This is a genomic window from Sphingobium baderi (assembly GCF_001456115.1).
In the GTDB taxonomy this organism is placed as follows: domain Bacteria; phylum Pseudomonadota; class Alphaproteobacteria; order Sphingomonadales; family Sphingomonadaceae; genus Sphingobium; species Sphingobium baderi_A.
In genome coordinates this window covers 3231436-3244565 of record NZ_CP013264.1, presented here as the reverse complement: position 1 = coordinate 3244565, position 13130 = coordinate 3231436, and the positions used below count along the sequence as shown (strand labels likewise).

At 62.5% G+C, this 13130-nt stretch carries 14 protein-coding genes; 7 read left to right on the top strand and 7 right to left on the bottom strand.

The window, feature by feature from the left end; translation table 11 throughout:
• Positions 1-46: 46 nt before the first annotated feature.
• A complete protein-coding gene (locus ATN00_RS15870; protein WP_062066199.1) occupies positions 47-865 on the top strand; it encodes an arginyltransferase in 819 nt (272 codons plus the stop codon).
• Positions 866-1009: 144 nt separating this feature from the next.
• On the opposite strand, the gene mtgA is transcribed toward ATN00_RS15870, so the two are convergent.
• Together mtgA and ATN00_RS15860 are read right to left on the bottom strand one after the other, a co-directional pair.
• Positions 1010-1705, bottom strand: a complete 696-nt coding sequence (mtgA, locus tag ATN00_RS15865) for a monofunctional biosynthetic peptidoglycan transglycosylase (RefSeq protein ID WP_062068872.1) — start codon at positions 1703-1705, stop codon at positions 1010-1012.
• A 32-nt stretch (positions 1706-1737) separates the two neighbouring features.
• Complete coding sequence (locus ATN00_RS15860; RefSeq protein WP_062066196.1) at positions 1738-3030, bottom strand: MFS transporter; 1293 nt, start codon at positions 3028-3030, stop codon at positions 1738-1740.
• An 83-nt stretch (positions 3031-3113) separates the two neighbouring features.
• Here ATN00_RS15860 and ATN00_RS15855 point away from each other — a divergent pair, with 83 nt between their 5' ends.
• Together ATN00_RS15855 and ATN00_RS15850 are read left to right on the top strand one after the other, a co-directional pair.
• Entirely contained in the window at positions 3114-3677 is a 564-nt protein-coding gene (locus ATN00_RS15855; RefSeq protein ID WP_062066192.1) for a TetR/AcrR family transcriptional regulator, read from the top strand.
• Entirely contained in the window at positions 3674-4174 is a 501-nt protein-coding gene (locus ATN00_RS15850; protein WP_062066189.1) for a GNAT family N-acetyltransferase, read from the top strand. The genes ATN00_RS15855 and ATN00_RS15850 overlap by 4 nt, the downstream gene beginning before the upstream one ends.
• Before the next feature lie 82 nt (positions 4175-4256).
• Here ATN00_RS15850 and rpoH read toward each other — a convergent pair whose 3' ends face one another.
• Entirely contained in the window at positions 4257-5171 is a 915-nt protein-coding gene (gene rpoH, locus ATN00_RS15845; RefSeq protein ID WP_062066187.1) for an RNA polymerase sigma factor RpoH, read from the bottom strand.
• Positions 5172-5249: 78 nt separating this feature from the next.
• Positions 5250-6200: an RluA family pseudouridine synthase gene (locus ATN00_RS15840; RefSeq protein WP_062066184.1), complete on the bottom strand. Its 951-nt coding sequence runs from the start codon at positions 6198-6200 to the stop codon at positions 5250-5252.
• 16 nt (positions 6201-6216) lie between these two features.
• Here ATN00_RS15840 and ATN00_RS15835 point away from each other — a divergent pair, with 16 nt between their 5' ends.
• Together ATN00_RS15835 and ATN00_RS15830 are read left to right on the top strand one after the other, a co-directional pair.
• Positions 6217-6618 (top strand): M67 family metallopeptidase, encoded by a 402-nt coding sequence (locus ATN00_RS15835; protein WP_062066181.1) that lies wholly within the window; start codon positions 6217-6219, stop codon positions 6616-6618.
• Positions 6619-6715: 97 nt separating this feature from the next.
• The gene (locus ATN00_RS15830) at positions 6716-7363 is read left to right on the top strand and encodes a histidine phosphotransferase family protein (RefSeq protein ID WP_062066178.1); all 648 of its coding nucleotides are present in this window, start codon (positions 6716-6718) and stop codon (positions 7361-7363) included.
• A gap of 392 nt (positions 7364-7755) precedes the next feature.
• Here the strand turns inward: ATN00_RS15830 and glnA are convergent, their stop codons facing one another.
• The 3 genes from glnA to map all read right to left on the bottom strand — a co-directional run bounded on the left by glnA (position 7756) and on the right by map (position 10651).
• Complete coding sequence (glnA, locus tag ATN00_RS15825; RefSeq protein ID WP_062066175.1) at positions 7756-9168, bottom strand: type I glutamate--ammonia ligase; 1413 nt, start codon at positions 9166-9168, stop codon at positions 7756-7758.
• A 98-nt stretch (positions 9169-9266) separates the two neighbouring features.
• A complete protein-coding gene (locus tag ATN00_RS15820; protein WP_062068871.1) occupies positions 9267-9605 on the bottom strand; it encodes a P-II family nitrogen regulator in 339 nt (112 codons plus the stop codon).
• Positions 9606-9823: 218 nt separating this feature from the next.
• On the bottom strand, positions 9824-10651 hold the full coding sequence (gene map, locus ATN00_RS15815) for a type I methionyl aminopeptidase (protein ID WP_062066172.1): 828 nt from the start codon (positions 10649-10651) through the stop codon (positions 9824-9826).
• Positions 10652-10747: 96 nt separating this feature from the next.
• Between map and ATN00_RS15810 the strand changes: the two genes are divergently transcribed.
• Both ATN00_RS15810 and ATN00_RS15805 read left to right on the top strand, forming a co-directional pair.
• Positions 10748-11509, top strand: coding sequence for a competence/damage-inducible protein A (locus ATN00_RS15810; protein ID WP_062066170.1), 762 nt, complete (start codon positions 10748-10750; stop codon positions 11507-11509).
• Between the two features lie 274 nt (positions 11510-11783).
• Positions 11784-13127, top strand: a complete 1344-nt coding sequence (locus ATN00_RS15805; RefSeq protein ID WP_062066167.1) for a UDP-glucose dehydrogenase family protein — start codon at positions 11784-11786, stop codon at positions 13125-13127.
• Positions 13128-13130 lie beyond the last annotated feature (3 nt).

Here is a 13130-nt window from a genome sequence, read left to right as displayed (position 1 = left end):
CTTCCATGAATCGTTCGTCCAATAGCGGTCTGGGGGAGAGGGGAGCATGAGCGCGCCATTCCGTTTTCCGCGCTTTTTTGTGACCAATCCGTCGCCATGCCCTTATTTGCCGGGCAGGAGCGAGCGGAAGGTGTTCACGGAACTGTCGGGCGAAAACGCCTCGGAACTCAATGACGCGCTTGGGCGAATCGGTTTTCGCCGCAGCCAGAACGTCGCTTATCGCCCCAGCTGCGCCGATTGTTCGGCCTGCGTGTCGGTGCGCGTGGTGGCGGAGGAATTCCAGCCGAACGCGACCCAGCGCAAATTGCTGCGGAAGAATGAGGATCTGGTCGTCACCCCCTGCAAGCCATGGTCGACAGAGGAGCAGTTCGCCTTGCTGCGGCGCTATCTCTCCGCGCGCCACCCCGGCGGGGGCATGACCGAAATGGACGAGATGGACTTTGCCGACATGGTCGAGCAGACCCCCGTCGACAGTCATGTGATGGAATATCGCGAACCGGGTGAGGATGGCCGTCCGGGCAGGCTGGTGGGCGCGTGCCTGACCGACCGGCAAGGCGACGGCTTGTCGATGATCTACAGCTTCTTCGACACGGATATGGAACATCGCAAGGGGCTCGGCAACTTCATCATCATGGATCATATCCTGAGCGCGGCGCGCGCGGGCCTTCCCTATGTCTATCTGGGCTATTGGGTCGAAGGGTCGCAGCGGATGCAATATAAGATCCGCTATCGTCCTCTGGAAAAACTGACGCGGGCAGGCTGGACGCGCTTCGATCCGACAGAACAGAGCGACGCCATCCGCAGCGGCCTTCCCCGCGAACAGCCGCTCATTCCGATGGAACTGGCGCGGGTGTTCCGTAAATAGCGCAGGGCATCAGGCTCGCGGGACGACGAAGCTAATCCGGCTGAAGGTTACGATAGAGGCCATGAACGGTCGCTGGCGATCGCGTGGTCCAAACTCCGAATTGTTCAAAGGCGTCGAGGTTGCGGGCCATCGTCTCTTTCCTTCTCACCGCAGGCACCCATCCAGTCCATCCCGCTGAACTACGCCGATCCGCGCGGCGATGCTGTTGCCGTAGCGGCGGGTAAAGCCGCTCGGCGCGACGGCTGCCCGTTTCTTGGGGAGCGGCAGGACGGCGGCGATCCGCGCTGCTTCGGCTCGCGTCAGGCGGCTCGCGTCATGGTGAAAATAGCGCATCGCTCCCGCGTTGGCGCCATAGGTTCCGATCCCGGTCTCCGCGACGTTCAGGTAAACCTCCATGATCCGCCGCTTGCCCCATATCGCTTCGATCAGCACGGTGAACCACGCCTCGAACCCCTTGCGGACAAAGCCGCCGCCCTGGATCAGGAACACATTCTTCGCCGTCTGCTGGCTGATCGTCGATCCGCCCCTGATCCTTCCTCCACTGGCATTGTGCCGCATGGCCTGGGCGATCGCATCGACATCGAAGCCATGGTGCGAACAGAAACGGCTGTCCTCCGCCGCGATGGCGGCGCGCGCCATGTTCGGCGCCATCTCATCCAGGCTCATCCAGTCTTTGGTGAAGCCGTGGGGATCGAACAGCATCGTCCACGTCACGGGCGGCGGCACGAAACGATACAGGCCGACCATCAGGAGCGACAGAATCACGAAGCCGCCCACGATCTTGAACGGAATGGTGATCCAGCGGGAACGGCGGCGCGATGAAGGGGGCTTTACGGTCATGACGGTCTCGTAACGCGCCCTGCCACCCATGTTCAAGCGGCGGCGAGCGTCCTTTCGGGGCGTCCGCGATGGATGAGCAATATCATCGCCGCCGCAATCAGGCACAACAGGCCCGCTGCCACGAACGCTGGCATATAGCTTTGCCAGACCGTCCGTGACAGGCCTCCGCCAAGGGCTGCGCTGGCCGCGCCGAGCTGATGCCCGGCAAATATCCATCCAAAAACGATATTCGTCTTTTCCGGTCCAAAATGGCGGGCCGTCAGCTTTACGGTCGGCGGCACGGTCGCCACCCAATCCAGCCCATAGAAGATCGCGAAGATCGACAGGCTGTAGAGCGAAAAGTCGCTGAACGGCAGATACAGCAGCGAAAGCCCTCGCAGGCCATAATAGCAGAACAGCAGCCATCGATTGTCGAACCGGTCGGACAGCCAGCCCGACGCCAATGTCCCGCCGAAATCGAACAGCCCCATCATCGCCAGCATGGACGCGGCGCCGACGGCGGCTAGTCCATAATCCCCGCACATGGCGATGAAATGGGTCTGGACCAGCCCATTGGTGCTGGCGCCGCAGACAAAGAAGGAGAAGAACAGAACCCAGAAAACGGGCGCCCCGGCCGCTTCGCGCAGAACCGCGATCGGCGTCATCAACAGCGCGCCCAATGTGGCGGGCTGCACCGGAGCGGGTTCTACGGCGCCCGCGCCATAGGGGGCAAGGCCAAGGTCGGAAGGCCGATCCTGCATGATGAGGAAAACGACCACGGCTGCAATCAGGATGGCGCCGCAGATCATCAGCAGCGCCATGCGCCAGCCATGGCTCTCCGTCAGCCCTGCCAGCAGCGGCAGGAAGGCAAGCTGGCCCGTCGCCGTGCTGGCGGAAAGCAGGCCCATCACCAGCCCGCGCCGTTCGGAAAACCAGCGCGTCGCGACCGTCGCGCCCAGAACCATGGCCGTCAGTCCCGTGCCAAGTCCGATCACCACGCCCCACAGCAGGAAGAGCTGCCATATCCGGTCCATGGCCAATGAAAGCAGCATTCCGCAGGCCACAATGCCCAGTGAAATCAGCATCATGCGACGGATACCGAAACGATTCATGAAGGCCGCCGCGAACGGTCCCATGCCCCCGAACAGCAGGAAGCGAATGGCCAGCGCGCCGGAAATATCAGCGGCGCTCCAGCCGAATTCCTTTTGCAGGGGAACGATGAATACGCCCGGCGCGCCCACGGCCCCGGCAACGACCAGCATGGTGAGGAAGGTCGCGCCCGCCACCGCCCAGCCATAATGCACATTGCGCGCGGAAAATCGCCGCGCAAGACGGGCGGAGAGCATGAAGTTCCTCCGGGAAGTCACGGATTGCGGTTAAATGATATATGTCATATATAAGATCAAGGGCCAATTGACGAAAGGCGGCCATGAAAGTCAGTCGGGAACAGGCCACGCGCAATAGGGAAAAGGTGGTGGACGCCGCTTCACGCCTGTTTCGCGCGCGTGGTGTAGACGGCGTCGCCATTGGCGAAGTCATGCGCGAATGTGGCCTGACCCATGGCGGCTTCTATAACCAGTTCGCGTCGAAGGATGGGCTGGCCGTTGAAGCCTGCGCCCGGTCCCTGATGCGAAGCGCCGAACGCTGGCGGGGCATAGTGGCTGAAACGAGCGAGGGAAATGCATTGCACGCCATCGCGGCCGACTATCTGAGCGGGCGGAACCGGGACGCGCCTGAAACAGGCTGCGCCCTCATCGCGCTTGGCCCTGACGCGGCCCGCAAGGGAGGCGATCTGGCCGACGCTTTTCGCCATGGTTTCGAAGCCTTGGCTGCCATTCTTGAGGAAGCCGATCAGGAAGGCGGCCAGGAAGCGGCTCTGGCGCGCATGTCTCAATGGGTCGGAGCCTTGTCGCTCGCGCGCGCTGTCGGCGACCCGGCCCTTTCCGATCAGCTATTGAGCGCGGCGCGCAAAGCGGCTGGGCTGGCGGCATGAGCGCGTCCCCCAACTGGAGGCCGATGAAGGCCGGTGACATTGCTGCCGTGACGGCTATTTCGGATCAGGTGCACGGCGCTTTCACGGAAGGCGCGGATGTCTATGCTGATAGGCTGACGCTCTATCCCGCTGGATGTTTCGTGCTGGAACAGGACGGCCATGTCCGGGGTTATCTTATCACCCATCCATGGATGGCGGCCGATCCGCCTGCATTGCACAGGCTGCTGGGAGCCATGCCGGCAAAGGCGGATTGCTATTATCTGCACGACCTCGCGATTCTGCCCAATATGCAGGGGGGAGGCGCCGGATCGGCCGCGATGCGCCATGTCGTCGATGCGGCCCGTGAAGCAGGCCAAAACCGCATTCTGCTCATGGCCGTCAACGGCGCCGATAGCTTCTGGCAGCGGCAGGGCTTTGCGGACATGTCCGACCGGATTGCTCCCGCCAAGCGCGCGTCCTATGGTCCGGACAGCTTTTTCATGGGTCTTGAGATTTGAAACGCGGCCATGCCGCCGACCCGCAGCGCCAAAGAAAAAGCCCCAGAGAATTTCCGGGGCTTTCCTTCATCGTTCGACAGGATCAGGCCGCTGCGAACCGGGCCATCTTGCCGAGTCTGTCCCCGGCGATCCGCATCATCGCTTTTTGCAGCTTTTCGAAAGCCCGAACCTCGATCTGGCGCACGCGCTCACGGCTTACGCCGTAGACCTGCGACAGTTCCTCCAGCGTCTTGGGCTCTTCGGCCAGTCGCCGTTCGGCCAGGATATGTTTTTCCCGGTCGTTGAGGTCGTCCATCGCTTCCACGAGCATGTCGTGGCGCAACTCGCGCTCCTGTTCGTTGGCGACGCGTTCGTCCTGCAGCGGATCGGTGTCGGCCAGCCAATCCTGCCACTGGCCTTCGCCATCCTCGCGCATCGGTACGTTGAGCGACGTGTCGCCGCCCATCGCCATGCGCCGGTTCATGGAGACCACATCTTCTTCCGAAACGCCCAGATCGGTCGCGATCTTCTTGACGTCATCGGGATGCAGGTCGCCATCCTCGAACGCTTCGATATTGTTCTTCATCCGGCGCAGGTTGAAGAACAGCTTCTTCTGCGCGGCGGTGGTGCCCATCTTCACGAGGCTCCAGGACCGCAGGATGAATTCCTGGATCGAGGCGCGAATCCACCACATCGCATAGGTCGCCAGGCGGAAACCGCGATCGGCTTCGAACTTCTTCACGCCCTGCATCAGGCCGATATTGCCCTCGGAGATCAGTTCGCTGACCGGCAGGCCATAGCCGCGATACCCCATCGCGATCTTCGCCACCAGGCGCAGATGCGACGTCACGAGCTGCGCCGCCGCTTCAGGATCCTGATGTTCCTGATACCGCTTGGCGAGCATATACTCCTGCTCCGGAGTCAAAAGCGGAAACTTGCGGATTTCCGACAGATAACGGTTCAGGCTGGCTTCACCGCCCAGCGCCGGCACCGTTGGGACATTGCTTTTGTCAGCCATGTCGCTTCACCTTTCCCTTTCATGCGCGGCGGGACCCAGAAGAGGCGTCACAGGCGCCGTCGCAAACTTTCCAAACCTCTATACGTGGAGCTGACTTAACAGTTCCTGCATATCGGCTGGCAAAACACTCTCAAAACGCAGGCTTTCGCCTGTTAAGGGGTGTATGAACCCCAGCGCCTTTGCGTGCAATGCCTGCCTTTTGAAACCCATCGTTTCCAGTATTGATTTGAAACCTTTCCTGTCTCTACCGTAAACCTGATCCCCGATCAAGGGGTGTCCGATATGGGCCATGTGAACGCGCACCTGATGGGTCCGCCCGGTTTCCAGCCGGCATTCCACCAGAGCCGCGCCCGCGAGCCGCTCCATCGTGCGGTAATGGGTGACGGCATGTTTGCCGCGCCCTTCCCGATGAACGGCCATCTTCTTTCGATCAGCGTCGGATCGGCCGATCCATGTATCCACCGTTCCTTTGCCCGGAGCCGGAACCCCATAGACGATGGCGGCATAAAGCCGGTCGATGCTATGATCCTTGAACTGGCGGGCGAGTCCCTCATGGGCCTTGTCCGTCTTGGCAACGACCAACAGGCCCGAAGTATCCTTGTCGATGCGATGAACGATGCCGGGCCGTGCAACACCTCCGATGCCTGACAATTGGCCCCGGCAATGGTGGAGCAGCGCATTGACCAGCGTGCCGTCCAGATTGCCCGCCGCCGGGTGGACGACGAGGCCGGCGGGCTTGTCCACGACGATCAGCTCGGCATCTTCATAGGCGATGCTGAGCGGAATGTCCTGCGCCACGGCTTCCGCCTCGACGGGCGGGGGCAGGGCGATGGTGAAGGACTGTCCGGCGGCCACCTTCATGGATGGATTGGGCGACCGGCCATCGGTTATGACCTGGCCTTCCAGGATCAACGCCTTCAGCCGCTCGCGCGAAAGATCGGGCAGCAGGTCGGCCAGAGCGCGGTCGAGCCGCAGCCCGGCCTGCGCCTCTCCGATCGTCGTTTCGATGATGGAAACCCCCGCGCCCATTGCTAAGGATGTAAGAATGAAAGTCTCCATTTCAAGGGAATGTCTGGAACAGATCCTGCACCTGGCCGCTGCCGGAAAGGATGAGATATGCGGCCTCCTGCTGGGCGCGGAAGGGCGGATCGAGGCGATCCGGCCCGGCGCCAATATCGCCGCCGACCCGTCCCGCCATTTTGAGCTGGACCCCGCAGCCCTCCTCGCCGCGCACAAAGCCGCACGGGCTGGCGGACCAAGGATCGTCGGCCATTATCACTCGCATCCGGGCGGGGTCGCGGTGCCTTCCGCTACCGACGCCGCCTGTGCGGCCCCCGATGGCAGCCTGTGGCTGATCGTGGCGGACGGCGTGGCACGGCTTTGGATCGCGGGGCCGGGCGAGGGGGGGAATGTGCATTTTGCCGAAGCGGCGCTCGATATCATGTGAGGGAAAGGGGGTGAGCCGGGCTTGCATCCTCCGGTTGGGCGGCGCATTAGCGTGATATTCCCCAGATGTTCAACCAATTGAGCGGCAGCCATCCTTCATGACCCATCCGACCGACAGCATCGAATTTGCCAGCCTGCTTTGTTCGCGCCTGTGCCATGACCTGCTCAGCCCGGTCGGCGCACTGAACAACGGGCTGGAACTGATGGCGGATGAAACGGACCCGGATATGCGCCAGCGCTGCCTGGACCTGTTGTCGGACAGTGCGAAGACGTCGGCGAACAAGCTCAAATTCTTCCGTCTGGCCTTCGGATCGGCGGGCGGTTTCGGCGATGCCGTGCCGACGCATGAAGCGCGCGTCGCGATTGAAGGGATGTTCGCCACGGCCGGCCGCGTCAAGGTCGGCTGGCTGGTCGAGGACGATATGCTGGGCAAGCTGCCGGTCAAGATCCTGCTCAACCTCGCGCTGATTGCGGGCGATGCGCTGGTGCGCGGCGGGCAGCTAGACATCGGGGCGGAGCAGCGGACCGGCGTGACGGAGATCGTCGTGCGGGCGGAGGGCCCCAAGCTGGTGCTGGACCCGGACCTGCGTTCGGCGCTGGCGGGCACCCTGCCGCCGGAAGGACTGGCATCGCGCACCGCCGCCGCCTGGATGGTGAGGGAGCTGGTGACGAAGGCAGGCGGCGATGTCGCGCTGTCGCCACCGGGTGAGCCGGTGTTGCTGTTCGGCGTTTCCATTCCCGGCTGATTCGGCGTCCCGGCGGAGTGGAACATCCGGTCGACGGAACAGGGCCGAAGCGATCATGGTTATGCCGTGCTCATGTAGGACGACACGGGATGCGTGGTCTGTCCGCTGTCCCTCCCCGTTCATCCTGAATAGCCACTGAGCGCAGTCGAAGTGGCGTATCGAAGGACTGATGTCGCGCAAGACCGTTCGATACGGATATTCAACGGGCCTGTCTGAACCTGTCGAAGGGCTCAGACCCTACTTAGGCGAACGGACGCTTATGTTTCGGCAAAGTCCGCAAAACGGCCGCTTCCCACAATCGCACATTTCGAAAAAAGCACCCCAAGCCGCCCCTCCAACAAAAAACCCGGCCGCTTTCGCAGCCGGGTTTCCTGTTTGCTCTGTAACAGCGATCAGGCGCTGTAATACATATCGAATTCGACCGGCGAAGGCGCCATTTCCCAGCGATACACTTCCGGCCACTTCAGTTCGAGATAGGCGTCGATCTGGTCCTTGGTGAACACGTCGCCCTTCAGCAGGAAGTCGTAGTCGGCTGCCAGCGAGTCGAGCGCCTCGCGCAGCGAAGCGCAAACGGTCGGCACCTGGCTCAGCTCTTCGGGCGGCAGGTCATAGAGGTTCTTGTCCATCGCGGAACCCGGATGGATCTTGTTTTCGATGCCGTCGAGGCCCGCCATCAGCAGCGCGGCGTAGCAGAGATAAGGGTTCGCCATCGCGTCGGGGAAGCGGAATTCCACGCGCTTCGCCTTGGCGCCCGCGCCGTAGGGGATACGGCAGGAGGCCGAACGGTTGCGCGCCGAATAGGCCAGCAGAACGGGCGCTTCAAAGCCCGGCACCAGGCGCTTGTAGCTGTTGGTGGTCGGGTTTGTGAAGGCGTTCAGCGCCTTGGCGTGCTTGATGACGCCGCCGATGAAGTAGAGGCACATGTCGGACAGACCGGCATAGCCTTCGCCCGCGAACAGCGGCTTGCCCCCGTCCCAGATCGACATGTGGGTGTGCATGCCCGAACCATTGTCCTGTGCGATCGGCTTGGGCATGAAGGTCGCGGTCTTACCATAGGCCTGGGCGACCATGTGGACCACATATTTGTAGATCTGCATCCGGTCGGCGGTCTGGACCAGCGTGCCGAAGGTCAGGCCCAGTTCGTGCTGCGCGGCGGCGACTTCATGGTGATGCTTGTCGCAGGGCAGGCCCATTTCAAGCATGGTGGTGACCATTTCGGCGCGGATGTCGGTGGCCGGATCGACCGGCGCGACGGGGAAATAACCGCCCTTGGCGCGCGGACGGTGGGCCAGGTTCCCGCCTTCATATTCGCGGCCGGTGTTGGTCGGCAGCTCGATATCGTCGATCTTGTAGAAGGACTCATTATAGTCCGAGTTGAAGCGGACATCGTCGAACATGAAGAATTCGGCTTCCGGACCCACATAGACCGTGTCGCCGAAACCGGCCGACTTGACGAAGGCTTCGGCGCGCTTCGCGGTCGAGCGGGGATCACGGGCATAAAGCTCGCCGGTGTCCGGCTCCACAATGTCGCAGAACAGGATCATCATCGGGGTCGCGCTGAACGGATCGACATAGACAGCGTCCAGGTCGGGCTTCAGGATCATGTCCGACTCGTTGATCGCCTTCCAGCCTTCGATCGACGAACCGTCGAACATCAGGCCTTCATTCAGTTCATCTTCGCCCAGCACGGTCGACACCATGGTCAGGTGCTGCCACTTGCCCTTGGGATCGGTGAAACGCAGATCGACCCATTCGATCTCCTTTTCCTCGATCATCTTGAGGATGTCTTTAGGCGTGTTGGCCATGTGAACTTGCCCTTCTTTCATGATTACCCCCCCGAAGGGGTCGGTTGATGCTTATGTCCGCCGGTCCCCTGAGCAGCCGGCTTGGACGTTTTTCAAAATCAGATGGCGTCGCTGTCGCGTTCGCCGGTGCGGATGCGGACCGCGCCCTCGATCGTGGAGATGAAGATCTTGCCGTCGCCGATCCGCCCGGTCTGCGCGGCTGCGGAGATTGCTTCCACCACGCGGTCGGCCAGCGTGTCGTCCACCACAACCTCCAGCTTCACCTTGGGGAGGAAGTCGACGACATATTCAGCGCCGCGATAAAGTTCGGTGTGGCCCTTCTGGCGGCCAAAGCCCTTCGCCTCGGTCACGGTGATGCCGGACACCCCCACTTCGTGCAGCGCTTCCTTCACTTCGTCCAGCTTGAACGGCTTGATGATCGCTTCGATCTTTTTCATCTCAAAAAAATCCCACAGCAGACGCATTCAGCAGAGGAAACGCCCCTCCGCCCACATTCAAGGTAACGATCATCATGCCCCCCTCGGGCAAGCGCCGCCCCTCTCGACAATCAATTCCCGTGCCAAATGGCGAATCGCCGGATATGCTTTCGGCGATGCAGCAATCTTTGTCCATATTGCCCGGATTCCGGGCAATCCTTTACCCAAATGCCTAATTTTTAGGCATAGGGTGGTGAGTCGAGTCCAGCGGGACTTTTCGTGAAGATTTCGCAGCCCGTCTCGGTGATGCCGATGCTATGTTCGAACTGGGCGGAAAGGGTGCGATCGCGCGTCACCGCGGTCCAGCCGTCATCCAGCATCTTCACGCCGGGCTTGCCGATGTTGATCATCGGTTCGATGGTGAAGAACATGCCGGGCCGCAGTTCGGGGCCAGTGCCGGGGCGGCCGATGTGCACGACCTCCGGGCTGTCGTGGAACACGCGGCCCAGTCCATGCCCGCAGAAATCGCGCACCACGCCATAGCGATGCTTTTCCGCGTGCCGCTGGATAGCATGGCCGATGTCGCCCAGATGATTGCCGGGTTTCGCCTGCTCGATGCCCAGCATCAGGCATTCATAGGTGATTTCGACCAGCCGCCGCGCCTTGATGGGCGCTTCTCCGGCAATATACATGCGGCTGGTGTCGCCGTGCCAACCGTCAACCAGCGGCGTCACGTCGATATTGAGGATGTCGCCGTCGCGCAGCTTCTGATCGCCGGGGATGCCGTGGCAGATCACATTGTTGAGCGAGATGCAGCAGCTATGCGTATAGCCGCGATAGCCCAGCGTCGCGGGCACGCCGCCGCCCTCCAGCGTCATCCGGCGGACGATGTCGTCCAGTTCCCCCGTAGTCACGCCGGGCACGACATGGGGCGCCAGCGCGTCGAGAATCTCCGCCGCCAGCCGTCCGGCCTTCCTCATGCCTTCGAAACCCGCCGCGTCATGGAGCTTGATCGCGGCAGAGCGGGAAATCGGCGCGTCCGCCGTCATGGTCATATATTCGGTCATGCCGCGATTATAGGGCGTTGCGCGGAATAATGCGAGGGGGGTGGGCGGCTATCGGGCTCTATGCAGCGCGCGCGACGCAGGCTATGGGCGTGTGTCATGGCCGATCCCCAACGCATCTGGACCGCAGCTCTGATCGTCATCGGCGACGAAATCCTCTCTGGCCGCACGCAGGACAGGAATGTCGCGCAGATCGCCACCTGGCTGAACGTGCAGGGAATCCGCCTCACGGAAGTGCGGATCATCGCGGATGACAGCGGCGCCATTGCGGAGGCGGTGAATATGCTGCGCGCCCGCAACGACTATCTGTTCACGACTGGCGGCATCGGGCCGACCCACGATGACATTACTGTCGACGCAATCGCGGGGGCGCTGGGCGTGGAAGTGGAAATCCATGCCCAGGCGCGGGCGATGCTGGAAAGCTATTATGAGACTCGCGGTGGCCTCACCGAAGCGCGGCTCCGCATGGCGCGGGTGCCGGCCGGGTCGTGCCTTATCGAAAACCGCATGTCGGGCGCGCCGGGCATCCGCCATGGCAATATCTTCATCATGGCGGGCGTGCCCTATATAACGGCCGGGATGTTGGAAAGCCTGACGGGCAAGTTGGAGGGTGGATTGCCACTGCTGTCCGCCACGGTGGGCTGCTGGGTCGCGGAAAGCGAAATCGCGGACCTGCTGGCCGAAGCCGAACGCGGCCATGAAGGGTGCCAGATCGGCAGTTACCCCTTCTTCCGCGATGGGCGCACGGGCGCCAACTTCGTGGTTCGATCGACCGATCAGGCCGTGCTGGACCGCTGCGTCGCGGACCTTGGCCTGGCGCTGGAAGCCGGCGGCTGGCCCGTCATCGCGGGCGGTATCTGATCCATAACATCGGTTAGGGCGATGAAATGCCGTCAGGGCGCGTCGATATGTGGCGCGGCAGCGGCGGGCTGCGTTGCGCGTAGGCATCGGCTGACGCTATGTTGCGTTGCATCAACGGCTGTTCCCATCTCATCGCGTGAGCGGGTCGGCGAGCGGACTGTCTCGAAAGAATAGGGTGAGGGGTTATCCCGATGCTTTTCAGGAGTGGCTTTGTGCGTCCTGTGAAAATGCGAATGGATAGGCCAGGAATAAACATGTTGAAGGAGAAACTGTCATGCGGATCGTGATGACCGGGTCTGGCTATGTGGGTTTGGTGTCGGGGGCATGTCTTGCGGATTTCGGTCACGAAATCATTTGCGTGGACAAGGACGAGCGCAAGATCGCGATGCTGCTTGAGGGCGGCGTCCCGATCTATGAGCCAGGGCTCAAGGAACTGATCGCGCGCAATGTCGATGCGGGCCGTCTGACCTTCACCACCGACCTGGCGGCTTCTGTCGCGCAGGCCGATGTGGTGTTCATCGCGGTAGGCACGCCCGCGCGTCGGGGCGATGGCCATGCGGACCTCACCTATGTCTATGACGCATCGCGGGAGATCGCGGCGTCGCTCAAGGGCTTTACCGTCATCGTCACCAAATCGACCGTTCCCGTGGGCACCGGCGACGAGGTGGAGCGCATCATCCGCGAAACCAATCCGCAGGCGGAGTTCGCCGTAGCCTCCAACCCGGAATTCCTGCGCGAGGGCGCGGCCATTCAGGACTTCAAGCGCCCCGACCGCATCGTCGTCGGCATCGAGGACGAACGCGCCCGCCCGGTGATGGAGGAAGTCTACCGCCCGCTCTACCTCAACCAGTCGCCGATGATATTCACCGGCCGCCGGACCAGCGAACTGATCAAATATGCCGCCAACGCCTTCCTGGCGATGAAGATCACCTACATCAACGAGATCGCCGAGCTGTGCGAGCAGGTGGGCGCGGACGTGCAGCAGGTGGCGCGCGGCATCGGCCTCGACAACCGGATCGGGGGCAAGTTCCTCCACGCCGGGCCGGGCTATGGCGGCTCCTGCTTCCCCAAGGACACGCTGGCGCTGGTCAAGACGGCGGAGGATGCGGGCGCGCCCGTCCGCCTCATCGAAACCACCGTCGCCATCAACGAAAGCCGCAAGCGGGCGATGGCGCGCAAGGTGATCGCGATATGCAACGGCTCTGTGCGGGGCAAGACGGTCGCGGTGCTGGGCCTGACCTTCAAGCCCAATACCGACGACATGCGCGATGCGCCCTCGCTTTCGATCATTCAGGCCTTGCAGGACGCGGGCGCGCAGATCCGCGCCTACGACCCCGAAGGCATGGAAGCGGCCAGCGCCATGATGAAGGATGTCGAGTTCGCGGCCAATCCCTATGTCGCGGCGGAAGGCGCCGCCGCCGTGGTGCTCGTGACGGAATGGGACGCCCTGCGCGCGCTCGATCTCAAGCGGCTGCGCGGCGTGATGGCGGGCGATGGTCTTATCGACCTGCGGAACATCTATCGCCCGGACGATGCGGAAGCGGCAGGCTTCGTCTATGCCAGCGTGGGCCGCGGCGCGCCACCGCTCGCCGAACCGCTGGTGGAAGCGGCGGAATAAGGC

Coding starts and splice junctions, on each gene's coding strand:
- ATN00_RS15870 (WP_062066199.1), top strand. CDS start 47: ATGAGCGCGCCATTCCGTTTTCCGCGCTTTTTTGTGACCAATCCGTCG.
- mtgA (WP_062068872.1), bottom strand. CDS start 1,705: ATGACCGTAAAGCCCCCTTCATCGCGCCGCCGTTCCCGCTGGATCACC.
- ATN00_RS15860 (WP_062066196.1), bottom strand. CDS start 3,030: ATGCTCTCCGCCCGTCTTGCGCGGCGATTTTCCGCGCGCAATGTGCAT.
- ATN00_RS15855 (WP_062066192.1), top strand. CDS start 3,114: ATGAAAGTCAGTCGGGAACAGGCCACGCGCAATAGGGAAAAGGTGGTG.
- ATN00_RS15850 (WP_062066189.1), top strand. CDS start 3,674: ATGAGCGCGTCCCCCAACTGGAGGCCGATGAAGGCCGGTGACATTGCT.
- rpoH (WP_062066187.1), bottom strand. CDS start 5,171: ATGGCTGACAAAAGCAATGTCCCAACGGTGCCGGCGCTGGGCGGTGAA.
- ATN00_RS15840 (WP_062066184.1), bottom strand. CDS start 6,200: ATGGGCGCGGGGGTTTCCATCATCGAAACGACGATCGGAGAGGCGCAG.
- ATN00_RS15835 (WP_062066181.1), top strand. CDS start 6,217: ATGAAAGTCTCCATTTCAAGGGAATGTCTGGAACAGATCCTGCACCTG.
- ATN00_RS15830 (WP_062066178.1), top strand. CDS start 6,716: ATGACCCATCCGACCGACAGCATCGAATTTGCCAGCCTGCTTTGTTCG.
- glnA (WP_062066175.1), bottom strand. CDS start 9,168: ATGGCCAACACGCCTAAAGACATCCTCAAGATGATCGAGGAAAAGGAG.
- ATN00_RS15820 (WP_062068871.1), bottom strand. CDS start 9,605: ATGAAAAAGATCGAAGCGATCATCAAGCCGTTCAAGCTGGACGAAGTG.
- map (WP_062066172.1), bottom strand. CDS start 10,651: ATGACCGAATATATGACCATGACGGCGGACGCGCCGATTTCCCGCTCT.
- ATN00_RS15810 (WP_062066170.1), top strand. CDS start 10,748: ATGGCCGATCCCCAACGCATCTGGACCGCAGCTCTGATCGTCATCGGC.
- ATN00_RS15805 (WP_062066167.1), top strand. CDS start 11,784: ATGCGGATCGTGATGACCGGGTCTGGCTATGTGGGTTTGGTGTCGGGG.